General features: G+C 67.2%; 18 protein-coding genes, 1 tRNA gene and 1 pseudogene. 14 read left to right on the forward strand and 6 right to left on the reverse strand.

All coding sequences use genetic code 11. The annotated features are described in order from the left end of the window. The first annotated feature begins 130 nt into the window (after positions 1–130). Positions 131–2,173 (forward strand): serine/threonine protein kinase, encoded by a 2,043-nt coding sequence (locus J8I34_RS05450; protein ID WP_209776341.1) that lies wholly within the window; start codon positions 131–133, stop codon positions 2,171–2,173. Positions 2,174–2,220: 47 nt separating this feature from the next. On the opposite strand, the gene J8I34_RS05455 is transcribed toward J8I34_RS05450, so the two are convergent. Continuing rightward, complete coding sequence (locus tag J8I34_RS05455; RefSeq protein WP_371748043.1) at positions 2,221–3,825, reverse strand: formylglycine-generating enzyme family protein; 1,605 nt, start codon at positions 3,823–3,825, stop codon at positions 2,221–2,223. On the opposite strand from J8I34_RS05455, the gene J8I34_RS05460 reads away from it, so the two are divergent. From J8I34_RS05460 to J8I34_RS05505, 10 genes are all read left to right on the forward strand, one after another. Next, on the forward strand, positions 3,768–4,193 hold the full coding sequence (locus tag J8I34_RS05460) for a DUF4399 domain-containing protein (protein WP_029045584.1): 426 nt from the start codon (positions 3,768–3,770) through the stop codon (positions 4,191–4,193). The two genes, J8I34_RS05455 and J8I34_RS05460, sit on opposite strands and share 58 nt — an antisense overlap. 45 nt (positions 4,194–4,238) lie before the next feature. Then, positions 4,239–4,667, forward strand: coding sequence for a DUF4399 domain-containing protein (locus tag J8I34_RS05465; RefSeq protein WP_029045585.1), 429 nt, complete (start codon positions 4,239–4,241; stop codon positions 4,665–4,667). Between the two features lie 537 nt (positions 4,668–5,204). After that, a complete protein-coding gene (locus J8I34_RS05470) occupies positions 5,205–5,474 on the forward strand; it encodes a hypothetical protein (RefSeq protein WP_029045586.1) in 270 nt (89 codons plus the stop codon). A gap of 57 nt (positions 5,475–5,531) precedes the next feature. Then, on the forward strand, positions 5,532–5,801 hold the full coding sequence (locus tag J8I34_RS05475) for a hypothetical protein (RefSeq protein WP_029045587.1): 270 nt from the start codon (positions 5,532–5,534) through the stop codon (positions 5,799–5,801). 206 nt (positions 5,802–6,007) lie between these two features. After that, entirely contained in the window at positions 6,008–7,477 is a 1,470-nt protein-coding gene (locus tag J8I34_RS05480) for an efflux transporter outer membrane subunit (RefSeq protein WP_029045588.1), read from the forward strand. 273 nt (positions 7,478–7,750) lie between these two features. After that, complete coding sequence (locus tag J8I34_RS05485; RefSeq protein WP_209805524.1) at positions 7,751–10,372, forward strand: FHA domain-containing protein; 2,622 nt, start codon at positions 7,751–7,753, stop codon at positions 10,370–10,372. Continuing rightward, positions 10,369–11,748 (forward strand): beta-barrel domain-containing protein, encoded by a 1,380-nt coding sequence (locus J8I34_RS05490; protein ID WP_209776351.1) that lies wholly within the window; start codon positions 10,369–10,371, stop codon positions 11,746–11,748. Before J8I34_RS05485 ends, J8I34_RS05490 begins: the two co-directional genes overlap by 4 nt. 83 nt (positions 11,749–11,831) lie before the next feature. Continuing rightward, the gene (locus J8I34_RS05495) at positions 11,832–12,584 is read left to right on the forward strand and encodes a peptidylprolyl isomerase (protein ID WP_209776353.1); all 753 of its coding nucleotides are present in this window, start codon (positions 11,832–11,834) and stop codon (positions 12,582–12,584) included. After that, positions 12,565–15,702, forward strand: coding sequence for a peptidase domain-containing ABC transporter (locus tag J8I34_RS05500; protein WP_245175788.1), 3,138 nt, complete (start codon positions 12,565–12,567; stop codon positions 15,700–15,702). The genes J8I34_RS05495 and J8I34_RS05500 overlap by 20 nt, the downstream gene beginning before the upstream one ends. Next, entirely contained in the window at positions 15,699–17,042 is a 1,344-nt protein-coding gene (locus J8I34_RS05505) for a sigma-54 interaction domain-containing protein (protein ID WP_209805525.1), read from the forward strand. Before J8I34_RS05500 ends, J8I34_RS05505 begins: the two co-directional genes overlap by 4 nt. A gap of 20 nt (positions 17,043–17,062) precedes the next feature. Here J8I34_RS05505 and J8I34_RS05510 read toward each other — a convergent pair whose 3' ends face one another. After that, positions 17,063–17,839, reverse strand: a complete 777-nt coding sequence (locus J8I34_RS05510; RefSeq protein ID WP_029045594.1) for a PP2C family protein-serine/threonine phosphatase — start codon at positions 17,837–17,839, stop codon at positions 17,063–17,065. A 70-nt stretch (positions 17,840–17,909) separates the two neighbouring features. Continuing rightward, on the reverse strand, positions 17,910–18,203 hold the full coding sequence (locus tag J8I34_RS05515; protein WP_029045595.1) for a hypothetical protein: 294 nt from the start codon (positions 18,201–18,203) through the stop codon (positions 17,910–17,912). Between the two features lie 438 nt (positions 18,204–18,641). Between J8I34_RS05515 and J8I34_RS05520 the strand changes: the two genes are divergently transcribed. After that, a tRNA-Arg gene (locus J8I34_RS05520) sits at positions 18,642–18,716 on the forward strand. Between the two features lie 375 nt (positions 18,717–19,091). On the opposite strand, the gene J8I34_RS05525 is transcribed toward J8I34_RS05520, so the two are convergent. After that, a complete protein-coding gene (locus J8I34_RS05525; RefSeq protein WP_209776356.1) occupies positions 19,092–19,424 on the reverse strand; it encodes a DMT family transporter in 333 nt (110 codons plus the stop codon). 254 nt (positions 19,425–19,678) lie between these two features. On the opposite strand from J8I34_RS05525, the gene J8I34_RS05530 reads away from it, so the two are divergent. Further along, positions 19,679–20,188, forward strand: coding sequence for a hypothetical protein (locus tag J8I34_RS05530; RefSeq protein WP_029045597.1), 510 nt, complete (start codon positions 19,679–19,681; stop codon positions 20,186–20,188). Between the two features lie 16 nt (positions 20,189–20,204). On the opposite strand, the pseudogene J8I34_RS05535 reads toward J8I34_RS05530, so the two are convergent. Together J8I34_RS05535 and J8I34_RS05540 are read right to left on the reverse strand one after the other, a co-directional pair. Beyond that, positions 20,205–20,684: pseudogene (locus J8I34_RS05535) on the reverse strand (benzoate/H(+) symporter BenE family transporter); the annotation flags it as partial. Positions 20,685–20,694: 10 nt separating this feature from the next. Continuing rightward, on the reverse strand, positions 20,695–21,597 hold the full coding sequence (locus J8I34_RS05540; protein WP_209805529.1) for an amino acid ABC transporter substrate-binding protein: 903 nt from the start codon (positions 21,595–21,597) through the stop codon (positions 20,695–20,697). Between the two features lie 575 nt (positions 21,598–22,172). Here J8I34_RS05540 and J8I34_RS05545 point away from each other — a divergent pair. After that, positions 22,173–24,101, forward strand: coding sequence for an ATP-binding cassette domain-containing protein (locus J8I34_RS05545; protein ID WP_209805526.1), 1,929 nt, complete (start codon positions 22,173–22,175; stop codon positions 24,099–24,101). The last annotated feature ends 240 nt before the right edge of the window (positions 24,102–24,341 follow it).

The raw sequence follows: 24,341 nt of genomic DNA on the forward strand, positions 1-24,341 counted from the left end.
CGCGCGGCGTTGCGTGCCGGCAGCGCGGCGCAAGCGCACGGATTGCGCATGGCATGGGTGCGCACTAGTATCCATCGAAGACAGGGCAATTTCGCACTGCACACTGCGCGGGCGACCCTGCCCGAAAACCATGTCAGGGCGAGCCGTGACCAGTCTCAAAGACCTGATCCGCAAGTTCCAGAACGGCGGTCTGTCCGACGACGAATTCGTTGCGTCGTTCGAGACGGCGCTGGCCCAGGATCCCACTTTGCCCAGCCAGGCGGCGCGCGTGGTGATCGAGGAAAACACGCGCTTTCCGTTCCCGCCCGCGGTCTATGCCGAAGTGATGCGGCGCATCGAGCGCCGCAGCGCCACCCAGTACGAGGGCGTCACCGAAGCCACGCGCATGGCCAGCGGGCCGCAGACAGGCTCGCTCTACGCGACCTCGCCCGAGGCCGGCACGCTGCCGCCTGCTGCGCATGCCAAGGGCGTGGGCGATACGCTGAACGGCCGCTTCGTGCTGGAAGAGTGCCTGGGCGTGGGCGGCATGGGCACGGTGTACAAGGCGCTCGACCTGCGCAAGCTGGAAGCGTCGGACCGCAAGCCCTATATCGCCATCAAGGTGCTGAACCTGCAGTTCAGCGGCCACCCCAAGTCGCTGATCGCGCTGCAGCGCGAGGCGCGCAAGGCGCAGACGCTGGCGCACCGGAATATCGTTACCGTTTACGACTTCGACCGCGACGGGCCGGTGGTCTTCCTGACCATGGAATACCTGTCGGGCAATTCGCTCAACCATGTGCTGAAGGCGCCCGGCTTCAGCGGCATGCCGATGGCGCGCGCCATGCCGATCATCAACGGCATGGGCAACGCACTGGCCTACGCGCACGAGCGCGGCTTCGTGCACTGTGACTTCAAGCCCGCCAACGTGTTCCTGACCGACAGCGGCGAGGTCAAGGTGATCGACTTCGGCATCGCGCGCGGCTTCCTGCCGCCGGCCGACGAGTCAGACCGGACCGTGTTCGACCCCGGCTCGCTGGGCGGCATGACGCCGGCGTATGCGAGCCCCGAGATGTTCGAGCACCGCGAGCCCGACCCGCGCGATGACATCTATGCACTGGCCTGCGTGACCTACGAACTGATAACAGGCAAGCATCCGTACCAGCGCATGTCGGCCAACCAGGCGCGTGAAGCGGGCGTCAAGCCGCCGCAGCCGCCGCAGCTCAGCCGCACGCAGTGGAAGACGATGCGCCAGGCACTGTCGCTGGATCGCGCCACGCGCACGCCCACCGTTGCGCGATTCCTGCAAGGCATGAGCGCGGTGCCGATGACCACGCCGTCGCAGCGCTCGCCGATAATGATCGGCGGTGTCGCCGCCGTGCTCGCCGGAGTGTCGGCGATTGGATACTACGCCTGGCATGCGCAGCGGCAGCCCGCCGCGCCGCCCCCTGAGACGCGTGCGGAAGCGCCCGTCACGCCGCCCGCGCCACCGCCGCGGGCAGCGCCTGCTCCGGCGCGGCCCGCGGTGTTCTCCATGGCCGAAGTCACCAAGGCGCTCGCCGCCGTGCCGTGTTCGCTGCTCAGCGCCAGCGAGAAAGCCCATACGCTGCGCGTGCGCGGCTTCCTGGCCGAAAGCGTGGGACCGGCGCGCCTGCGCGAGCAGTTGGCGGCGTTGCCCGGCGTGAAGGGCGTGGCCGTCGAGACGCAGCCCTTCGCCGATGACAAGTGCGACGTGGCGAAGCTGGTCGCGCCGTATTGGTCCGGCAATCGCGAAGGCGCCAGCGCGTCGTCGCTGCGGCTGCGTGGCAAGAGCTCGCAGCTCGCTGATGGCTCGCCGCTGGTGCTGGAGCTGCGTACGCCGGCACAGGAGTCGTATGTCTACGTCGACTACTTCGCGGCCGACGGCAAGGTTGCGCACATGGTGCCCAGTACCCGGGTGCCGGCACACCAGGCTCCGGCAGGCCACCAGGCGACAATCGGCGAAGGCGGCACCTGGGTGGTGTCGGCCCCCTTCGGCACGGAGGTGGTGGTGCTGCTGACGACGCCTGTTCCGCTGTTCGAAGGGCGCCGCACCGAGGTGGAAGGGCGGCAGGACTACCTGCTTGCGCTGGAAAAGCCGCTGGCGCAGATGGCGCGCACTTATGGCAAGGACCGCATCAGCGCGGACGTAGTGCAGATATCGACGCGTGCGCGCTGACGGGGCGGACGCTCCGGCTCGCACTCCATGCCAGGCGCCGCTGCGCGTTATTTCAGGTCGCGCGCCACGCGGAAGCCATTCTGCGACTGCCGCACGCTCGGGCTGTACTTGAAGCGCGTGGAAGACACCATGTAGCCGGCCCCTTCGCGCCACGAGCCGCCACGGATCACGCGCGAGCCGCAGGCGTTCTCGTTCCACGCGCGCCCGTCCACGGGCGCGCCCTTGTACGAGCTGTGCCAGCAGTCGGCGACCCATTCCCACACGCTGCCGTTGACGTCATGCAGGCCCCATGGGTTGGCGGCGAACGAGCCCACCGGCGCCGGCGCATCGTTGCTCCACGGATCGCCGCATTCCTTGCAGTTGGCGTTGCCCTTGCGCATCTGGTCGCCCCACCAGAACGCGCTGGCGGTGCCGCCGCGCGCCGCGTATTCCCATTCCGATTCGGTCGGCAGGCGGTAGGCCTTGCCGGTGGTCTTGCTCAGCCACTCCACGTACTGTTGCGCATCGTCCCAGCTGACATCGCGCACCGGTGAGTTCTTCGCGCTTTCAGCAATGGTCGGCACGCGCTGGCAGCTGCCGGCGTCGACACAGGCATTCCACTGCTCGACCGTGACTTCGAAGCGGCCGATCGCGAACGGCTGTCCGATGGTGACGTGGTGCGGCGGCTTCTCCGCCGGATCGCTGGCGCTGCTGCCCATGGTGAAGCTGCCGGCGGGCAGCGCAATCAGCACCGGACATGCAGGGCAATCGCGAATTTCGCCGGTGCGGATCGGCGGTGGCGCAACACCGACCGAGCCACCGGCAGCGGCGCCGGCCCTGGGCGCTTCCGCCGAGGGCGGAGCCGGCGCAGGAGCGGGCGCCGAACGGGCAGCGGCGGGTGCCGACGCAGCCGGCGCAGGAGCGGGCGCCGAACGGGCAGCGGCGGGTGCCGACGCAGCCGGCGCGCGCGAAACCGGCCCGCCTGCCGACGTGCCAGACCGGGGCGGCGGCGCAGCCTGCTGTTTTGCCTTCGGCGCGGGCGCAGGTGCCGCCGGTGCCGACGCACGCAGCCGCTCGAGCCTTGCCTTGGCCAGCACCGCGAAGCGCCCGTTGGGGTATTGCTTCAGGTATGCCTCGTAGTCGGCGGCGTAGTTGCTGTTCTTGATCGATTCCCAGAAGCTGAGCTCGTACTGCTCGTCGGTGTTCTTGGGCAGGATGCCGGCCAGCAGCAGCGGGTCCGCGGAGGCTGCAGACGCCGCACCCATGGAAAGCGCAGTGGACGCGAGAATCCCGGCCACCGCGGCCAGATGCACGACTGGTAGATTGCGCCACATCTTCACACCTCGTCGGACGGCAGCGAACCCGTTGCATGCCGGCACATGCCCTGCGGGCGCATTGTGGTGTTGCCGAGACCTCGACCGGCTTGCTTCAAGATAGCACAGCGCCTGTGTCCCGGGCGAAGCATTGCAAAGCCGCCACGCTTCGCCGGGGTCGCATTTTCCGGGCTTGCGTCCTAACCTGAATGACGAATCGCCGAGCGCTGGTCCAACAAGCAACAAGAATGGGCTGACGGGACAACGTGATCGGGTTTCGGAAAGATCTCCGGGGAGGGCGTATGTCCAGACGATTCCTGTTCCGCCTGGCGGCGGCTGCGGTGTTCGCGGCCGCGCCATCGCTGTCCCTGTCGACAGCCGCTCCACCCAACGCCGAGGCCTACATCATCTGGCCTCACGACGGCACGGTGATCAGCGGCGGCAAGTTCTGGATCCGCATGGGGCTGCGCAACATGGGCGTGTGCCCCAAGGGCGTCGAGCTGCCGCGCTGCGGCCACCACCACCTGTTGATCGACGTCGAGCTGCCTCCGCTGGACAAGGAAATTCCGAACGACCGGAACCACCTGCACTTCGGCGCGGGCGAGACCGATGCGCGCATCGAACTGCCGCCGGGCAAGCACACCTTGCAGCTGCTGATGGGCGACGCCAAGCACGTACCGTTCGAGCCGCCGATCTATTCGAGGAAGATCACGATCACCGTGCGCTAGCGTTGCGCGCGGCGTGGCATTGCACGGTCAACAAGGGAGAGCGTTATGTCCAGACTACTCGCTGCCGCTGCGCTGGCTGCCAGCGTGCTGGTATCGTTCGCGGCCCAGGGCGGATCCACGCCGGCGCCGGCGAATGCCTATCTCTATATCGGGTGGCCCAATGACGGGCAGGTGATGCCTGCCGGCAAGCCGTTCAAGGTATGGTTTGGGCTACGCAACATGGGGGTGGCGCCGAAGGATGTGAAGTTCAAGAACACCGGACACCATCATCTGCTGATCGATGTCGACCTGCCGCCGATGGACAAGGAAATCCCGAACGACCGGAACCACCTGCACTTTGGCGCGGGCGAGACGGAAACCATGCTGGAGCTGCCGCCCGGCAAGCACACACTGCAACTGATCATGGGGGATGACAAGCATATCCCTACCAATCCGCCCGTGTATTCAAAGCGCATCACGATCTACGTAAAGTAGAACGCCCAACATAGGACTGGCGACCGGCGCGCGAAGGCGTTCCTGCGTTGACGCCCGCAGCAGGGGCCACCCACAGCTCTGGGCTCGTTCAAGAACCGCGTCAATCCCAAGCCACCGTGGCGCACCAGGCGTCAGGCAGTCCTATTCTGCAACGAAGCAAAGCCCCGTACGAAAGCCCCCGCCCACTACGATGAAAGTGACCGCCCCCCCAGGGCGGTAAATGCGCACAAAAACAACCACCAGATTCGAAGCGCAGCCGCATCCCTCCAGAACAAAAACGCCCGCTGTCACAACACACCCAACACCCACCCCCAACCTGTTGGGCCGAACCCACCATCCTCCGCTCTCCACGAACCTCGCCAACCCCGGCCTGGAAGGCAAGATCAAACAAAAACCCCCATATTTTCAGGCGTTTACAAGGCGCCAGCCCAAGAATACAACCCCCTGGCACGCTCCCTGCGATATCCCAACCGAGCGCGACACCAACCCGATGCTCGAACCCAACCCAGGCAACACCATCCGCACCAGGAGCCCATCATGACCACGCTGACCATCAACGACCTGACCACCATCGACACCCTGGACCAGAAGCGCATGCACGCCGTCCGCGGCGGCTTCGCCTACGTCCCGTTCGTCGCCGCCTACATGCCGCTGAAGCTGTCGATCGACAAGAGCATCACCGCCACGCAGGAAATCGCGCAAATGCAGACCGTCACCAACCTGAATGGCAACGGCTCCGCATTCCTGGACCACGTCAAGTCGAACGTCCACACCAACCAGAACGCCACCAACAACATCTACGGCTGAGCCCCGCGCCATAGCCATATCTGCCCACGCACACATACCGATACCCGGAGAACGATCATGACCACGCTGACCATCAAGGACCTGTCCGCCACCGAAACCCTCGACAGCAAGCGCATGCACGCCGTGCGCGGCGGTCTCGCCTACATGCCCTTCGCGGCGGTCTACGCCCCGATCAAGCTCAAGCTCGACAGCAGCATCACTGCCACGCAGGAAATCGCGCAGTTGCAGTCTGTCACCAACCTGAATGGCAACGGCTCGGCCTTCCTGGACCATGTCCGTTCGCATGTGGATACCAACCAGAACGCCAGCAACAATATCTATCGTTGAGAAGCTTGTTGAGATGGCGCCGCGCCGCGAGGATGTCCCCGCGGCGCGCTTTATGTGCCCATCGTCCATGCCCGGTTGCGCCTGATTCCGCCTGATGCAGATCGGGGTTGGAGCGCGCGCCCGCGCGCACCACAATACAGACAGACCTTCGCGGCCACGGCACGCCAGCGCGTCCCGCCCGCCGCGCCCGCACGCAGGATTGCACCGTGCCCGTATCCCGTATTTCCGCTCCCCGGGTCAAGCCGACCCCGACCTCGCGCCGCCTGGCCTGGCTCGCATCCGCGGCATCCGTGACATGCGCCGCGCTGCTGGCCGGCTGCGCCGATTTCCGGCCGCCGGTGTACCAGCGCCCGGAGACGCCGGCCAAGGCCGAATGGTCGCGCCAGGGTTCGATCACGGTGTCGCCTGAGGAAGCCGTGCAGCCCAACTGGTGGCACAACTTCAACGATCCGTACCTGGATGGGCTGATCGACCAGGCGCTGGCTGGCAACTACGACATCAAGGTGCTGGCCGCGCGCATCCGCGTGGCCAACGCGCAGATCGGCGAAGCGCGTGCCGGCGGGCTTCCGGTGATCGATATCGGCGCCGGGGCGAGCTTCGAGAAAAGCACCGGGCAGAAGTCCACCTGGACCTACAACGCCGGCGCGCAGCTGAACTGGGATATCGATATCTGGGGCAAGGTCGAGAAGGGCGTGCAGGCGCAGACCGCCGAGTTCCGCGCCACCGAGGCCGACTGGCGTGCCGGCTACCTGACGCTGGTGTCCAATGTATCGACCACTTACTTCACGATCCTGCAGTTCGACGAGCAGATCGAGCAGCAGACACGCACCGTCGCCAAGAACGGGCAGATCCTCTCTACCTACCAGGCCATGTACCAGAACGGCCTGGTGCCCAAGATCCGCGTGATGCAGCAGCAGGCGGAAATCAACCGGCTCAACAAGGACCTGCTGGAGCTGCGCCGTTCGCGCGATGTGGCGGAAAACGCGCTGGCGACGCTGGTGGGCGTGCCCGCGGGCAACCTCAAGGTGCCGGCGGGACGCCTGCAGGACCGCGTGAAGCCGCCCAGCGTGCCGGCCGGCCTGCCGTCGCAGTTGCTGGCGCGCCGGCCCGATATCGTCGCTGCCGAATATCGCGTGCTGGCGGCCTACAACATCGTCGGCCAGGCGCGGCTGGCGCAGCTGCCCAGCATCAGCCTGACCGCGCGCGGCGGCACCGCCAGCTTTGCGCTGAGCGACCTGCTCAAGTCCTTCACCTTCGGCTTCATGCCGAGCATCAACCTGCCCATGCTCGATCCCAGCGTGCGTGCGCGCGTGAAGACCACCGAGGCGCAGGTGGGCGTGGCGGAAAACGAATATGGCCGGGCCGTGATGACGGCGTTCGAAGAGGTGGAGAGCGCACTGGTCAACGTCGATGCGCACAAGAAGCAGCGCGTCGAGCTGCAGCAGCAGGTCGAGCAGCTGCGCGTGGTCTCGGCGCAGATCGAGGCCCAGCTCAGGGAAGGGGTGGTCTCGCAGCTCGAGGTATTCGAGACCGAGCGCTCGCTGCTGAATGCACAGCTGCAATTGTTGGCGGTCCACCAACAGATCCTGGCCGACACTGTCACGCTGTACAAGGCGCTCGGCGGCGGCTGGCCCGATACCGAAGTGCGCAACACGGCGGCCAGCCAGCCGCAATAGTGCACTCGCTGCCGCGCGGGGCGGGCGGGTGCCCGCAGCGATCGCAGCGACCCTCATGGCGCGGTGTGACGCATGCGTACGCAACGCGTTGCGCAATACCTTGCGCGGTGCGTGCAGCCCTTGTCTCTTTCCCTGATCCACTCCGTGAAAATACGCGCCTGCGCGCGTACCGCGGCCGATTGACTAGCCTAAGCCGTCGCCTACTATGTTCTTAGTCGCTTCACCCCCCTTGGCCGGCCGCCGCGGCAGCCGCGCTGTTGGCTCCCTGGAAACATGGCTCCTGACGAAGCACTGATCATGGAAATGCCGGTGAAAATGGCCCAGGGGATCGCTCGGGAGTCGAGCCAGGATCTGGCAAGGGAATTCGATGTGTTCCTGACGCCGGTTTCGCGGCCGGACCTGGGCGAGATCCGCATCGACGAAGACCTGTTCCCGGTCGGCCGCACCGAACTGCCATTCGCTGCCTATCCCGAAGACCTCGCGGCGCCGCTGTCCCGGCGCCATGCGCGCATCTTTGCCGAGCAAGGTGCGGTCTATGTCGCCGATCTGGGCAGCAAGAACGGCACGCGCGTGAATGGCGCGGCGGTGGCGCGTCAGCCTGCCCAGCTGCGCGATGGCGACGAGGTGGCGTTCGGTCCCGCGCTGTCGTTCCGCGTGCGGTTGTCGCCGCGCGCGCCGCAGCCGGAGCCGCCGCGGGTTGCGTTGACCCTGTTGCCGGAACGCAGCGATGTCGGGCTGCAGCCGATCCAGGTCGACGGCTTCCCGTATCTGATCAGCAAGGCCGACGATGCCTTTGCGCGCTATCGCGACAACTATCCGCAGCAGGTCAATTACCTGTCGCGCCGGCACGCGCACGTGTACCTGAAGGGCGGCGTGCCGTTCGTGGAAGACCTGGGCAGCACCAACGGCACCTTCGTCAACGGCACGCGCCTGGCGGACCACGGCGTGCCGCTGGATGACGGCGACCGCATCGCGTTCGGCGGCAGCCATTTCGTCTACAAGGCCGAGGTCCGCCGCGCCGGCGACGACGATGCCACCGCGACGCGCACCACGCTGGAGCCTGCCGTGCCGGCGCCGGCGTCTGCTGAGCCGACCGCACAAGACGATGATGACCGCACCACTTTTGTCGGCGCGGCCGATTCTTTCCTCGACATCTTCTGTGTCGACTACGCTTCGCACCAGGAAGACGAAGTCAATGCCGACGCCGAAGCCCAGGCCGCGGCCGCGACCGCCGTGCCGGACCGCGCGCATCCATCGCGCAAGCGCGGGCGTGTCGCGCTCTTGCTGACCGAGGCGGCGCGCAGCTTCGGCCTCGACGACGGCGCACGCCTGCGGCGCGCCGCGCGCTGGGGCAGCGCGCTATTGCTGCTGGCCGTACTCGCCGGCGTCGCGCTCTACTGGCACGGTGCCGACGAGCGCGCGGTGCAGACCCTGCATGCGGCGGGCGACTACGCTGGCGCCGCGAAGGCTGCCGACGGCTACCTCGCGCGCCATCCCGCCGATGCCGACGTGCAAGTGCTCGGCACCGAAGCGCTGCTGCGCGCGTACGTGCCCGGGTGGGTCGCGAAGCTCAAGGCCGGCGACTTCGGCGGCGCCGATGCCGCGCTCGCACAGATGCGGCAGCTCAGCAGGAATAACGCAGACGCCCGGCCGCTGGTCGCCGAACTCGAATGGATCGGCAGGCTCGAACGCTATACCGCGCAGCGCGGCGCTGATGCGCCGATCCGCCTCTATGCCGACGAAGCGCCGATCCGGCAGCTGCTGGCGCACTGGAACCAGGACACCATTGCGCACCAGCGCGCGCTGGGCCGCATTGCCGCCGACGTTCCGGCATTCCGCGACCTCTATGCCGATGCGCTCAGCGACGTGCGCCGGCTGCAGAACGATGCGTCGGTCTATCTCGCGGCGATCACGCGGCTCGACGCCAGCATTGCCACGGAACTTGGCCGCGACCGCCCCGAAGCGCTGCAGCCGGTGATCGCCGACTATCGCGAGAAATATCCGCGCCTGGCGGGCCTGGACCAGGTGCAGGCGGACCTGGATCGCTACACCGCGCTGCTGCAGGCACTGCGCGCACGCCGCCCCGGCACGCTGGTGGCGCGGCTGGCCGACAGCCGCTTCGTTACGCCACCGTTCCAGGCCCAGTTCGCGCAACTGGCACCGCGGCTGCCGCCGCCGCAGATGGCAACGCAGTACGCCAGTGCCGCCGACGCATGGCAGAAGGGCGACAGCAGCGCCGCGCTGGCAGGGTTCAGGCAGATCCAGGGCGGTGCGTGGAGCGATGACCTGGCGCGCGACCTCGCGCACAAGCAGAAGGTGGCGGCGCAGTTTGCCGAGCTGCAGTCCGAGCGCGGCAGCAAGGGTTATGAAGACCGCCTGCTCGGCTTCTACGCCATGCTCGACGCCGACGAGGACAAGTTCTTCGCCAGGGCGGTGGAAGCCGATGTCAACAGCGTGCGCGACAGCGCGTTGCGGCGTGCGCGCGAGCTGATGGGCAGCGCCGTCGCCGCGTGGAAGCAATACCGCAGCAATGGCGTGATCGGCAGCGAGCAGCGGCTTGAGCCCGGCATCTCGCCCAGGTTCCGTGCGCAGGCCCGGCTGTTGTCGCAGGCGCAGGAAGATGCGCGCCAGGGCATGCGCATCTTTACGCAGCTGCGCGCCGGCGAAAGCGCGGACCTGGCGCAGCTGGCCAAGGTCGAGGAAGAAATCCGCGCCGAGGCCGACCAGCAGCGCCATGCGCTGCGCGAACTGAGCACCGTGCTCGACCCGACCGTCCTCAAGACCAAGCTCGAGCTGATCGGCGGCGAAGACCGCGGCAAGCTGCCCGCGGACGCCGCGCCGAGTGACGCGGCCAACGTGACCCCCACGCCGCAGCAGCCCGCGAGGCAGCCATGAAGGACGATTCCCGCCAGGCCGGCCTGAAGCCCCTGTCCGAAGCGCTGGAAGACCACAGCGCCGACGGTATCGGCCTGCTTACCGCGGAACCGTCGCGGCTGGGCATGCTGACCATCGTCACCACGTTCGCGCTGGTGGTGTGCGGGCTGGTGTGGTCCTTCGTCGGCCACGCCGACGTCATCGTCACCGCGCAAGGCACGCTGGCCCCCGAATCCGAAGTGCGGCGCTTCTATGCCCCGGTCGACGGAGAACTGGCCGACCTGTACGTCGCCGAAGGCCAGCCGGTGTCCAAGGACGACGTGCTGGCGCGGCTGAACGCGCGCGGCGCGATCGAGGCCGCCGCCAATGCGCTCGAAGCGCAGCTCAAGCTGGAGGACTCCGAGCGCGATTGGAAGCAGTTCCCGGAGAAGAAGGCGCTGATGGAACGCCGCGCCAACGCGCTCAAGCAGCAGATCGACGTGGCCACGCGCCAGCACGAGAATCGCCTGGCTCAAGGCACCACGCGGCTGGCCGAGGAACAGCGCGCGCAACTGCAGGAAGCGCGCAGCAACCTCGAAAACGCCCGGCGTGCACGCGAGTTCGCGCGCCAGGAGCAGGACCGCTATGCGCGCCTGCTGGCGCTGCCCGGCGGCGGCGGCGTGTCGCAGTCTCAGCTCGATGCCAAGCGCGCGGCGGCGCAGGACGCCGAGAACAACCTGCGCGTGGCGCAGTCGCGGCTGAGCGAGCTGGATGCCCGTCTCGCGCGCGAGATGACCCAGGCCAGCGCGCTGCTCGAAAGCAGCGGGCAGGACCTGGCCGGACTGCGCGTGCAGTATGACGCCGCGCTGCGCGAGATCGCCAGCACCGAGGACAAGCTGCGCCTGCAGGTGCAGACCGCGCGGCTGGTGGCCGACGCGGCCGCGCGCATCCGCTTCGAGAATATCGACAAGGACAACTTCCTGCTGATCCTGGCGCCGGTGTCGGGCGTGATTACCGATGTCACCTCCACCCAGCGCGGCGACAAGGTGCAGGCCAACACGCCGCTGGGCGGGATCGCGCCCAAGGATGCGCGCCCGGTGGTCAAGATCGTCATTGCCGAGCGCGACCGAGCCTTTCTGCGCGAAGGGTTGCTGGTCAAGCTCAAGTTCAGCGCCTTCCCGTACCAGCGCTACGGGATCATCGAAGGCACGCTGGAATTCATCTCGCCCGCGACCAAGCCGGGCCCCGACAAGCAGCCGGTCTACGAAGGCAGGGTGCGCCTGGCGCGCGACTACTACACCGTGGCCGACAACAAGTATCCGTTGCGCTATGGCATGACTGCCACGGCGGAGATCGTGGTGCGCGAGCGCCGCCTGATCGACCTGGGGCTCGACCCCTTCCGCGAGGTGGCGGGATAAATGCCGGCGGCAGCCGGGGGAACATAGCAACAGCCGATCTGGATGCCCGTGCGCATGCGCCGGGCCGTCAAAGGAGCCTAGACATGACTGGCATTGTCCGTATCGACGACGAGGTGCTCGGCGTCGAGGAATTCGTGCGGCTGCTCAAGCTGACGGGGCAGTTCGAAGGGCTGGTCGAGCAGATGGTGCGCGACAAGCTGACCGTGCACGCCGCGAAGCGTCAGGGCATGGTGGTCACGCCCGACGAAATCCAAGAGCGCGCTGACCAGTTCCGTCGCGTGCAGGGCCTGCACCGCGCCGCCGACATGAACCACTACCTCGATGCGCTCAATGTCAGCCTCGACGAGTTCGAGGCGTTCATCACCGATAACCTGTACCAGGAGCGGATGATGGAGCAGGTCTGCAGCGAGGCCGCGGTGCAGGAGTACTTTGCGCTGAATTCGCCGCGCTTCGACAGCATCGAGGTCAGCCATATCGTGGTCGACAGCGAAGGCAAGGCCAAGGAGCTGATCTCATACCTGCAGGAAGATCCCGAGGCGTTCGCCGACATGGCGCGCGAGCATTCTATTGCCGACACGCGCGAGCACGGCGGCGAGATCGGCAAGGTGCTGCGCGGCTCGCTCAAGACCGATATCGAGGCCAAGGTGTTCAACGCGGAGCCGGGCGACCTGCTGGGGCCTTTCCCCGCGCCGGACCGCTCTTTCTTCGAAGTCTTCCTGGTGCGCGCCAAGCATCCCGCCACGCTCGACAGCGAAGTCGCGGTGGAGGTGCGGCGCCTGCTGCGCGAAGACTGGCTGATGGGCAGGGCGCAGGAACATGTCATCGAAGCCCGCTAGCGAGTCTGGCGAAGCCGCCGCTGCTGCTGCCCCGGCGGCCCCGGCTGCCCCGACAGCGTCGGAAAGGCCCGAGGGCGGATCCGCGCTTGCCGCTTTCCTGGCCGGCGTGGAAATCCTGTCGGTGCTGACGCCGGAGGAACTGGCGCGCCTGGCCGATGCCGCGCAGGTGGTGACCTTTGGCTTTGGCGATACCGTCTGCAATGCCGGCGACGCGGCGGCCGGCCTGTTTATCGTCAAGTCGGGATCCGTGCGCGTGTTCAACGAAGAGCACGGCAAGGAAATCAGCATGGGCGTGCGCAAGGCCGGCGAGGTCTTTGCCGATATCGCGCTGCTGCGCGAGTACCGGCATGAATCGTCGGTGCGCGCCTCGGGCAAGACCGAACTGCTGATGATCCCGCGCGCCGTGGCTGAGCCGGTGGTCGCCGGCAACCCGGCAGCGCTGGCCTTTGTCACCAGCTATGTCGCGATCAGTTCCGCCGGCGGCTTTGTCGCGCGGCTGTTCGACCTGCGCGGCAAGCTCGACAAGCAGGAACTGGCCGATGCCGTGCGCAGCGTGGGCGTCAAGCGCGTCAGCGCCGGCAAGGAGATCCTGAAGCAGGACGGGCGCGAGGACCGGCGCCTGTACGTGGTGCGCCAGGGCACCGTGCGCGTGGTGCGCAGCGAAGAGGGCAGCGAGTTTCCGCTGGCGACCCTTGGCCAGGGCGATATCTTCGGCGAGCGCGCCTGCGTGATGCGGCAGGAGCAGCTGGCATCGGCCGTCGCCGAGACCGATGTGCGCCTGCTGGTCATCCCCGAGAAGACCGTGCAGCTGATCCTGGAGCGCAACCCGCGCCTGCGCGAGGTGCTGGAAGAACGCATCCGCGCGCTCGACCGCGAGCTGCATCGGCAGAAGAAGCTGGCCGAGCGGCGCAAGCGCCCGGTGCTGCTTGACCTGCATTCGAAGCCCGAGCTGGGCGAAAAGCTGATCCGCCGCTTCGGCCTGGTCGAGCAGGCCGAGGAAATGGATTGCGGCGCCGCCTGCCTGGCGATGATCTGCCGCCACTACGGCATCCCGATGACGCTGGGCAAGCTGCGCGAGCTGGCCAACGTGACCACGCAGGGCGCCACGCTCGAAAGCCTGGCGCGCGCCGGCGAGTCGCTCGGCTTCACCACGCGCGGGGTGCAGTGCACGCGCGACTCGCTGATGGGCTTCGAGCTGCCGTTCATCGTGCACTGGGAGGGCTACCACTACGTGGTGGTGTACGGCATCTCGTCGCGCTGGGTGTGGGTGGCCGATCCCGCCATCGGCTTCCGCAAGATGAGCGCGGAAGAGTTCGAGCGCGGCTGGAGCGGCACCTGCCTGCTGTTCTCGCCGGGCGAGAGCATGACGCAGCTGTCCGTGCAGCGCTCGCCGTGGCTGCGCTTCATCGGCTACCTGGCGCCGTACAAGAAGATCCTGGCGCACCTGTTCCTGGCGACCTTCGTGATCCAGATGCTGGGCGTGGTGCCGCCGCTGATCATCCAGAACATCCTCGACGGCGTAGTGGTGCACCAGAACGTGGGGCTGCTGCACCTGCTGATCGCGGGGCTGATCATCTCCAACGTGTTCTCGCAGCTGATGTCGACGATCCGCGCGTACCTGGCCAACTTCATGGTGCGCAACATGGACTTCGCCATGATGTCGCACTTCTTCAAGCACACGCTGTCGCTGCCGCTGTCGTTCTTCGCCAAGCGCAAGACCGGCGATATCTTCGCGCGCTTCCAGGAGAACCAGACCATCCGCGCCTTCCTGACCGAGTCGACGGTGACCACGGCGCTGAACCTGCTGATGGTGTTTATCTACTTCACCATCATGTTCCTCTACAACGTCAAGCTGACGCTGCTGCTGATCGCCTTCGTGATCCCGATCGCGGCGCTGACGGTGGTGGTGACGCCCAGGGTCAAGACCTATGCGCGCGAGGTCTTTGCCACCTCGACCGATGCCAAGGCCTACCTGATGGAAACGCTGGGCGGCGCCGAAACCGTCAAGGGCATGGGCATCGAGCGTCCGGTGCGGCTGCGCTGGGAGCGCAAGTACACCAAGGCGCTGGAATCGCAATACAAGGCGCAGGCCTTCCATATCCTGGTGGGGCTGGTGAGCCAGCTGCTCAATGCGGCCACCACCATCGCGGTGCTGTGGGTGGGCGCGACGCTGGTGCTCGAGCGCGAGCTGACCATCGGCCAGCTGATCGCCTTCAATGCCTTCATGGGCAGCGTGCTGGCGCCGCTGATGGGGCTGGTGGCGTTGTGGGGCCAGCTCAACGATGCGGGCGTGGCGATGGAGCGGCTCGGCGACGTGCTCGACCTGGAGCCCGAGCAGAAGCCGCAGGATGTGCTGTCGCGCGTGATGCTGCCCGACCTGCAGGGCGAGATCGTGATGAAGGACCTGTACTTCCGCTATGGCGGCGAGGACACGCCTTACGTGCTGGAGAACATCAGCTTCACCATCCGGCCGGGCGAGATGGTCGCCATCGTCGGGCGCAGCGGCTCGGGCAAGACCACGCTGGCCAAGCTGCTGGTCGGCTTCTACAAGCCGACCGAGGGCTCGATGTCGGTCGACGGCTACGACCTCAATGTGATCGACGCGGCGTTCTACCGCGCGCAGGTCGGCTATGTGATGCAGTCCAACCTGCTGTTCTCCGGCACCATCGCCGAGAACATCGCCTGCGGCGACGACAGCCCCGACCGGCGCCGCATCGAGGAAGTGGCGCGCATGGCCGACGCCCATGCCTTTATCAGCAAGCTGCCACTGGGCTACGAGCAAGTGGTGGGCGAGCGCGGCATGGGCTTGTCGGGCGGACAGATCCAGCGGTTGTGCATCGCCCGCGCGCTGTACCACGACCCGCGGCTGCTGGTGTTCGACGAGGCGACCTCGGCGCTCGACACGCAATCCGAAAGCAACATCCTGGCGAACATGCAGGAGATCCTGCGCGGGCGTACCGCGGTCATCATCGCGCACCGCCTCAGCACCATCATGCAGGCCGACAAGATCCTGGTGCTGTATGAAGGCGCGATCGTCGAGCAGGGCCGGCATGAAGAGCTGCTGGAACGCAAGGGCATGTATTACCAACTGGTGCAGAAGCAACTGAGCGCAGCATGAAGCTATACAACCAGGGTGCCACTCCCGCCTCGGTCACATCGCCGGTGTCGTTCGCCGGCCTGATCGAGAAGATCGAGATCCTGCGCTCGACGCTGCGCTGGGCATCGCGCCTCGACCGCCCCGAGATCGAGAAGCTGCTCAAGCAGGCCACCACGCTGCGCGACGAGGTCATGGGGCTGTCGCACAAGGAGCGCTTCGTGCAGGCGGCGGCATCCGCTGAAACCGCGGCCGGAAGCGCGGATGAAAGCGCGCCGCCGCAGCAGGAAGTCGAACGCATGCCGCGTGAGCGGCGCCAGGCGCTGATGGAGCGCAGCTTTATCTTCGAGGGAACCTTCGGCGACAACCCCAAGCTGCTCGAAGCCCTGGAAATCGCCGAGAAGGCCGCGCCGACCGACCTGCCGGTGCTGATCGACGGCGAGAGCGGCACCGGCAAGGAGCTGATGGCCAAGGTGATCCACGCCAACGGTTCGCGCACCGACAAGCCGTTCATCTCGGTCAACTGCGGCGCGATCCCGGACAGCCTGCTCGAATCCGAACTGTTCGGCCACAAGAAGGGCGCCTTCACCGGCGCCAGCAACGACCGGCGCGGCAAGTTCGAAAGCGCGCATACCGGCACCATCTTCCTCGACGAGATCGGCGAGCTGCCGCTGACCGGGCAGGTCAAGCTGCTGCGCGTGCTGGAAGCGCACGAGATCCAGCGCGTGGGCTCGGACGAGATCATCTCGGTCGATGCCCGCATCGTCGCCGCCACCAACAAGGACCTGCGCAAGATGAGCGAGGCCGGCACCTTCCGCGAGGACTTGTTCTACCGCCTCAGCGTGATCCACGTCAGCCTGCCCGCGCTGCGCGAGCGGCACGACGAGATCCCGCTGCTGGTGTCCTACTTCAGCGACGAGGCGGCCAGCATGCTCAAGCGCGCGCCGGTCAGGCTGACGCCCAGGCTGCGCGACTTCCTGCTGCACTACGACTATCCCGGCAATATCCGGGAGCTGCGCAACCTGATATACCGGCTGTCATGCCTGGCCGGCGACACGGCCGACCTGGCGCAGCTGCCGCAGGACATCCGCCCCAAGCCGGCGCTGTCGGTGGTTGGGGCCACGGCGTCTGGAGGGACGGACATTGCCATGCCGACCTCGCTCAGCGAGGCCAAGCGCGCCGCCAGCGACGAGGCCGAGCGCGCCTTCCTGGAGCGCGGGCTGCAGGAAGTCGGCGGTACGGTGGCCGAGCTGGCGCGGCGCTTCGACATGAACCGCTCGCACCTGCAGATGCTGCTGAAGAAGCACGGCATCCATTCCAAGGATTTCCGCGCCAGCAGGCAGGCGGATGGGAGCAAGGCGTAGGGTGAAGGGTAGGGCGATGCTCAGGTGTCCAGCTCGGGATTGACCAGCGTCTTGTCCGAGCCGTAGGGATCGGTGGCCCGGACTACCACCACCGAGATGTTGTCGCGCCCGCCGGCATCGAGCGCCATCTTCAGCAGCGTCTGCGCGGCTTGCGGCGGGTCCTGTTGCGCCAGCACCGCGGCGATGTCGGGGTCGTCGACCTCGTTGCTCAGGCCGTCGCTGCACAACATGAAGATGTCGCCATCGGCAACTTCGGTCAGCAGCTGCTCCGGCGCCAGGGTTGCCGCGGCGCCCACGGCGCGCGTGATGGTGTTCTGCGCGGGATGGTGGCGCGCCTGCTCGGGTGTGATCAGGCCGCGCGCCAGCAGGCGCTCGACCTGGTTATGGTCGCGCGTCAGCCGCACCAGCTCGCCGCCGCGCAGCCGGTACAACCGGCTGTCGCCGGCCCACAGGCAGCCGCAGCGGCTGTCGCCGGCCAGCAGCACCACCACGGTGCTGCCGATGCAGCGCACCCCCAGCCGCGCGGCTTCGTCGACCAGCGCCAGGTTGACGCCCTGCATCGCCGCGCGCGTGGCCTCCATCCGGTCTTCCAGCAGCGGCTGCGGCGGCAGCGCGGCCAGCGCCTGGACCACGGCCTGGCTGGCGAAGTCGCCGACGGCATGGCCACCCATGCCGTCGGCGACCGCCCACAGCTGCTGCGCGGGCAGGTCCAGGCACGCATCCTCGTTGCGTTCGCGTACGCGGCCGACGTCGGTGCAGGCCGCCGAGGTCCACTGGAAGTGCGAATCGAAACCCAAATCTAGCCTCCGCTCCGCGTCGCGCCCCTTCTTCGTGCCCCGTCGTGCCGGGGCGTGCCACGACAGGCACTCAGACCAGGCGACCGTCGTTCCTCGCGCCCTGGTCTCCCTGGACACTGATATTGGAGTTGGGCGCGTTGTTGCGGATATCGATGTTCTGGAACTGGTTGTTCATCTGATCAGCATAGAAGCTGTAGTTGATCTCGTAAAAGTTGAACACCGCGCCGGCCGGCACCGGCGACGACGGCACGAACGGGCGGATCCACCCGAACACCCACTGCCCGCCGGCACCGCGCACGCGGGCCATGGCGTCGGAAGCAAGTTCGCGGCAGCTGGCAAGGTCGTGGATAGCTAGGGTGGCCATGTTTCTGTCTCCGGGTAGTCGCGGCGTCGTGCCGGGACGGTACCGGAATACAGCAAGGCACGTGCCAACGGTGCCAGCCGCCGGTTGGGTCGGCGCCAGAGCGCCATGCGGCGCGGGTTGCCGGCCGGCGGCACGGTGTCGCGCCATCAGCGGATCAGCAATATGCGTTGGCCTGGCGCCGACATCTGCGCGGACACCTGTCGGGATTTTCCCGCCACTGTAGCGCTCGCTGGGAAATGGCCGCTTCAGCCGCCACATTCCTCGGTTATGTGACGCTGGCCACCGATGCCGCATGCGCAGGCACTGGCGTTCGCGGCGGATATGCAGGCGCACTGACGCGTGCAGCCACATAAACGAATCCTGGACAGCGCGGCGGTCCGAGTCGGGTGACTTCCGGCAAGAGGATTTTGATATACTCCCCTCCTGCTTCAGGGTCCCCTCGCCGTAGTTCAATGGATAGAACGAGCGCCTCCTAAGCGCTAGATACAGGTTCGATTCCTGTCGGCGGGACCATAGTCTTCAGCAAAATCACCCCATCCCACGTCGACCCCAGCCGGGGGCTGATTGCGCCTGGCGTTGCCTATACTTCCGCAAAGGCAAAGGTTGCGTTCCGGACACCTGCCGGCCGCAGCCTTGCCATACAGGGAGATCGCCATGGCACGCGTCGGACTTCTCGTACGTTCACTAGTGTTGTTGCCGCTTCTCGGGCTCGCCGGCTGCATCTCGGTGCAGCGAACCGTTTCTGATCCGCCGCCGAGCGGCCGTACGATCATCGTACCGCCGGGCTCCACCGTGACATGTACGCCTGGGCCGTGCGAGGTGCGGTAAGTCGTCCAGTTACTACCAGCAATCAAGCCGGCTGCACTTACGGTCTGAGCATGGCGTGGCTCAGTGTGCGCTCGTCTTCGAAAAGAGCTGAATCACCGCGACGCCGGCAATAATCAGGCTGATCCCCAGGCAAGCCGCCAGATCCGGGATCTGCCGATACAGTACTACCGCGATCAGCGTCACGAGCACGATCCCTGCCCCACTCCAGATCGCATACGCGATGCCCACCGGCACGGTGCGCATCACCATCATCAGCAGCCAGAACGCCGCCACATAGCCGCCCACCACCAGGACGCTGGGCATGAGCCGCGTAAATCCTTGCGAGGCCTTCAGGCTGCTGGTGGCGATGACTTCGGCGACGATCGCGAGGGCGAGGAGCAGGTATCCGTTCATGGCTGGGGCTGGAAAGTGGGGGCGGCAAGGCGCCAAACCGGCATCTTAGCCTCGGCGCCATGTTGCGCCAAAGCCGCGTCCCTCCATTGCGGTGGTTGTGCGAAGCGGCAATGCGGTTTTGAATAGAGCAAATACAGAATAAGGCGGCCCCCCTCGGGCGTGCTTTACCAGGCAGTCGCGGTATTTGAGGCCTGACCAAGCCGGCACGAACCCTACGATGCCGGCGGCTGGCTTTTTGGGGCAAGGGGAGCGGCATGAATCACACCGGCATCGAGGACACGGCCGTCTGGCCGACGACGCAGTTCGGGGATCCGGCGCCGGAGCCGGACGCGACGCCATGGCAGGACACCATCGCCGCGGCGGACCATGCGCTGGAAGAAGCCACGCGCATCCATCGCGGCGTGCAGCACAACCTGAAGCTGATTCAGGAAGTCCGGTCACTGCGTGAAGAGCTGCGCAAGGCCCATGCGGAAATCGACCGCTACCGGGGCATGCATGCGCGGGTGGTGGTCGGCATGCGCCAGCTGGAAGACGACCACACCGGGGCGATGAGCCGGCTCAAGGCAGATAACGAGATGCTGCTGGTGCGCCACCGGGTCTACAAGCTGATGGCCGAGCACTACGCCCGCATGGCATTGAGGCTGGACCCGCAGACCTTCGCCACGCACCGCGACCGCGTGCTGCAGCACATCCTGTTCCAGCGCCGCAAGGGCGTGCCGCCGGATACAGTCAGCGCCGCCGACGTCGCCTTCCTGATGCTGTAGGCGCCCGCGGGAGCGCTCAGGCCGCGCGCGGGCGCAGCACGTAGAGCGCCAGCATGCCGCCGACCACGCCCCAGAACGCCGAGCCGATACCAGCCAGGACCATGCCCGAGGCGGTGATCATGAAGGTCAGCAGCGCGGCTTCGCGCTCGGCCGGCGTCTGCATGGCAACGGTCAGGCCGTTGGCGATCGAGCCCAGCAGCGCGAACGCAGTGACGCCGACCACCAGCGCCTTGGGGAACGCGGCGAACAGCGCGGCAATGCTCGCGGCCAGTGTGCCCGCCACCAGGTAGCCGATGCCGCAGACCACTGCGGCGGTATAGCGGCGGTGGCGATCCGGGTCGGCCTGCGGGCCGGTGCAGATGGCGGCCGTGATCGCCGCCAGGTTGATGCCGTGCGAGCCGAACGGCGCCAGCGCGGCCGACGCCAGCCCGGTTACCGTGATCAGGCGCGAGGCCGGCACGTGGTAGCCGTCGGCGCGCAGGACCGCCAGCCCGGGCCTGGCCGCGTCAGTCCGCCACCTTGTCGCTCGGGAACTTGAACGAGTCGCGCAGCAGGTAGCTCATCGGGATATCGAGCCGGATGCCGTGCGGCGGGATCGGCGCCTGGAACCACTTGCGGTACAGCAGCTGCGTGTCCTGGTCGTAGATCGAGGCCACCAGCGTCTTGTCGGCCAGCTGCTTGTAGGCCGTGTCTTGGCGCGACAGCATGATGGCGTAGGGCTCGATGGTGAGCAGGTCGCCGGTGACGCGGTAGTCGTCCGGGCGTGCCGCGTTGGCGCGCAGGCCATAGAGCAGCACGTCATCCATCACGAAGGCATCGGCCTTGCCGGCCTCGACCATGGCGAAGGCCTGGGCGTGGTCCCTGGCCTCGACCAGCCGCAGCTGCAGCGCGCCGGATTCATCCATCTTGCGCAGCGTGGCCAGCGGCGTGGTGCCGGTAGTCGAGACCACGGTCTTGCCGCGCAGGTCCGGCCACTTGTTGATCCCCGATGCCGCCTTGACCAGCATGCGGCTGCCGGCGATGTAGTGCGGGATGGTGAAGGCGACCTGCTCGCGCCGCTCGCGGTTGTTGGTGGTGGAGCCGCATTCCAGGTCGGCCTTGCCCTCGACGATGGCCGGGATGCGGCTGGCGGGCGTGACCGGCACCCAGTCCACGCGCAGCGACGGCAGCTTCAGCGCGCTGCGCACGGCGTCGGCGACCTTCAGGCACAGGTCGACGGCATAGCCGAGCGGCTTGCCGTCGGCGACGAAGGAGAACGGGACTGAGCTTTCGCGGTGGGCGATGCGGATGGCGCCGGTCTGCCGGATCCGGCGCATCACCGGCGCGCCGTCGGACGGCGCGGTGGCGGCAGGGTCGTTGGTTGCGGTAGTGGCGGTAGTGGCGGTATTGGCGGCGGATGGTGCCGGCATGGCCGCGGCCAGCAGTGCCACCACCAGCGCGGCCAAGGGAGGACATGACAAGACGGGCGCGCGCTTCCCGCAGGAAGGCAGGCGCCCCGGACCCGGATCGGACATGTAACCCCCGTACAAAAATGACTGGAACCGGCGCGGCGGCGGCCGAAGGGCAACCACCCATTCCGTCTTCTGGCCGGCTGTGGCTCCGGCTCTGCGTTGTCTTGTTTGTCGTGCCGGCACACCGGGTGCAGGACAAGCCATTGTTCCACGCGGGGCCGGGTGCGGACAACTGCGGGCACGGCAGGCGTGCCCGGCGAGCAACGCCCCGGCGCACCCGGGTTGACGGGACTTTCCCTTACGGAGTTGTCCGACTGGAGCGGGACAGGGCGCATTGATATTCTGCTTGCGTGCCTTGCGAGCAGGGCACCGAGGAGAGACTCTTGGGCCCGCAGTGCGCGGGCCCTTCTTTTTGAGCCGCCTGCCCGGAGCCGCCTGTCGGCTGCGGTCGTCTACAATGCGGGCTGCCGCGCCATGCCCGGCAACCATCCCCGTCCCATCCGGCCCCGTCTTTCCATTCGTCGTCTTTTCCCATGGCCCTGTTTTCCATCACCGACGCCCAGCTCGCCTTCGGGCACGTGGCTTTGCTCGACCACGCCGATTTTTCGCTGGAGGCTGGCGAACGCGTGGGCCTGATCGGGCGCAACGGCTCGGGCAAGTCCTCGCTGCTGAAGATCGTGGCCGGGCTGTCGGCGCCGGACGACGGCCTGATCGCGCGCCAGAGCGGCGTCACCAGCGCCTACGTGCCGCAGGAGCCGCAGTTCGAGCCGGGCATCACCGTGTTCGACGCGGTGTCGCAGGGCATGGGCGACGCCCACGACCTGCTGGTGCGCTACGAGGCCGCGGCCGACCGCGTCGCCGAGCACCATGACGACGAAGCGGCGCTGGCCGACCTGCACCGGCTGCAGTCCGAGCTGGACGCCGCCGGCGCCTGGCAGTTGCGCACCCGCGTGGAAACCACGCTGGCGCGGCTGGGGCTGGATTCGCACACGCGCGTCGATGCGCTGTCCGGCGGCTTGCAGAAGCGCGTGGCGCTGGCGCAGGCGCTGGTGGCCGAACCCGACATCCTGCTGCTGGACGAGCCCACCAACCACCTCGACGTGGAAGCCATCCGCTGGCTCGAAGACCTGCTGCTGGCGTTCCGCGGCAGCGTGCTGCTGATCACCCACGACCGCGCCTTCCTGGACCGCGTGGCCACCCGCATCGTCGAGCTGGACCGCGGCCGGCTGGTGTCCTTCCCCGGCAACTTCGCCGCGTACCAGGCGCGCAAGGAAGAAATGCTGGCCGCCGAGCAGGTCGAGCAGGCCAAGTTCGACAAGCTGCTGGCGCAGGAAGAAGTGTGGATCCGCAAGGGCGTGGAGGCGCGCCGCACGCGCAGCGTGTCGCGCATCCAGCGGCTGGTGGCGATGCGCACTGAGCGCGCGGCGCGCCGCGAGGTGCAGGGCAACGTCAAGCTGGAGGTGTCGCAGGCCGACCGCTCCGGCAAGATCGTGTCCGAGCTGATCGATGTGAACAAGGCCTATGGCGACAAGGTGGTGGTGCGCGATTTCACCGCCACCATCATGCGTGGCGACAAGGTCGGCCTGATCGGCCCCAACGGCGCCGGCAAGACCACGCTGCTGCGGCTGATCCTGGGCGAGCTGGCGCCGGACAGCGGCACGGTGCGCAACGGCAGCAACCTGCAGGTGGCGTACTTTGACCAGATGCGGACCGCGCTCGACCTGGAGAAGTCACTGGCCGACACCATCAGCCCGGGCAGCGACTGGGTCGAGGTCAACGGCCAGCGCAAGCACGTGATGAGCTACCTGGGCGACTTCCTGTTCGCGCCGGAGCGCGCGCGTTCGCCGGTCAAGTCGCTGTCGGGCGGCGAGCGCAACCGCCTGCTGCTGGCGCGGCTGTTCGCGCGGCCGGCCAACGTGCTGGTGCTGGACGAGCCGACCAACGACCTCGATATCGATACGCTGGAGCTGCTGGAAGAACTGCTGCAGGACTACAGCGGCACGGTGTTCCTGGTCTCGCACGACCGTGCGTTCCTGGACAACGTGGTGACGTCCACCATCGCCGCCGAGGGCGAAGGCGTGTGGCGGGAGTCTGTGGGGGGGTATTCCGACTGGGTCGAGCAATCGGCGCGTGCCGCGTCTATCCAGGCGGCGAGCAAGCCGGAGCAGAAAGCTGCCGAACCGGCCAAGGGCAAGGATTCGCGCGAGGCGCGCGGCGCCAACCGGACCGTCAAGCTGTCCTACAAGGAGCAGCGAGAGCTGGACGGCTTGCCGGAGCGTATCGCTGCGCTGGAAACCGAGCAGAAGACGATTTCGGGGCAACTGGAGGACGGCTCGCTCTACGTCAGCGACGCGACCAGGGCCGCGCAGCTGGCCATGCGGCATGATGAGATCGAGATGGAATTGCTGGAGGCGCTGGAGAGGTGGGAGGTGTTGGAGGGGAAGGTGAAGGGGGAGGGGTAAGGGGAAGGGGTTCGGGTTGGGAAGCTGCTTTGTCGCCGTTAGTGACATGCTGTCGGCTGTTGGTTCCGCCCTCCTGGGCGGGACCTATCCGGAATTTTGTGTACGAGGCATATCATGAGAGGTAATGACCATGGATATGCCGATGAAGAAGAAACGTACGGTGGCGTCTCAGGCAGCGGCCCGCGGGCCGCTGCCGGCTTTGCCTGAGGGCTTGCTGGATGAGCTGGTCAAAGGGCCGAT

Source organism: Cupriavidus phytohabitans, from assembly GCF_017815025.1.
Taxonomy (GTDB): Bacteria; Pseudomonadota; Gammaproteobacteria; order Burkholderiales; family Burkholderiaceae; genus Cupriavidus.

What these genes read in the sequence shown, in the direction of transcription:
- J8I34_RS05450 (WP_209776341.1), top strand. Translation starts at nt 131, where the DNA reads ATGTCAGGGCGAGCCGTGACCAGTCTCAAAGACCTGATCCGCAAGTTC.
- J8I34_RS05460 (WP_029045584.1), top strand. Translation starts at nt 3,768, where the DNA reads ATGTCCAGACGATTCCTGTTCCGCCTGGCGGCGGCTGCGGTGTTCGCG.
- J8I34_RS05455 (WP_371748043.1), bottom strand. Translation starts at nt 3,825, where the DNA reads ATGGCGCGGCCGCGAACACCGCAGCCGCCGCCAGGCGGAACAGGAATC.
- J8I34_RS05465 (WP_029045585.1), top strand. Translation starts at nt 4,239, where the DNA reads ATGTCCAGACTACTCGCTGCCGCTGCGCTGGCTGCCAGCGTGCTGGTA.
- J8I34_RS05470 (WP_029045586.1), top strand. Translation starts at nt 5,205, where the DNA reads ATGACCACGCTGACCATCAACGACCTGACCACCATCGACACCCTGGAC.
- J8I34_RS05475 (WP_029045587.1), top strand. Translation starts at nt 5,532, where the DNA reads ATGACCACGCTGACCATCAAGGACCTGTCCGCCACCGAAACCCTCGAC.
- J8I34_RS05485 (WP_209805524.1), top strand. Translation starts at nt 7,751, where the DNA reads ATGGCTCCTGACGAAGCACTGATCATGGAAATGCCGGTGAAAATGGCC.
- J8I34_RS05490 (WP_209776351.1), top strand. Translation starts at nt 10,369, where the DNA reads ATGAAGGACGATTCCCGCCAGGCCGGCCTGAAGCCCCTGTCCGAAGCG.
- J8I34_RS05495 (WP_209776353.1), top strand. Translation starts at nt 11,832, where the DNA reads ATGACTGGCATTGTCCGTATCGACGACGAGGTGCTCGGCGTCGAGGAA.
- J8I34_RS05500 (WP_245175788.1), top strand. Translation starts at nt 12,565, where the DNA reads ATGTCATCGAAGCCCGCTAGCGAGTCTGGCGAAGCCGCCGCTGCTGCT.
- J8I34_RS05505 (WP_209805525.1), top strand. Translation starts at nt 15,699, where the DNA reads ATGAAGCTATACAACCAGGGTGCCACTCCCGCCTCGGTCACATCGCCG.
- J8I34_RS05515 (WP_029045595.1), bottom strand. Translation starts at nt 18,203, where the DNA reads ATGGCCACCCTAGCTATCCACGACCTTGCCAGCTGCCGCGAACTTGCT.
- J8I34_RS05525 (WP_209776356.1), bottom strand. Translation starts at nt 19,424, where the DNA reads ATGAACGGATACCTGCTCCTCGCCCTCGCGATCGTCGCCGAAGTCATC.
- J8I34_RS05530 (WP_029045597.1), top strand. Translation starts at nt 19,679, where the DNA reads ATGAATCACACCGGCATCGAGGACACGGCCGTCTGGCCGACGACGCAG.
- J8I34_RS05540 (WP_209805529.1), bottom strand. Translation starts at nt 21,597, where the DNA reads ATGCCGGCACCATCCGCCGCCAATACCGCCACTACCGCCACTACCGCA.
- J8I34_RS05545 (WP_209805526.1), top strand. Translation starts at nt 22,173, where the DNA reads ATGGCCCTGTTTTCCATCACCGACGCCCAGCTCGCCTTCGGGCACGTG.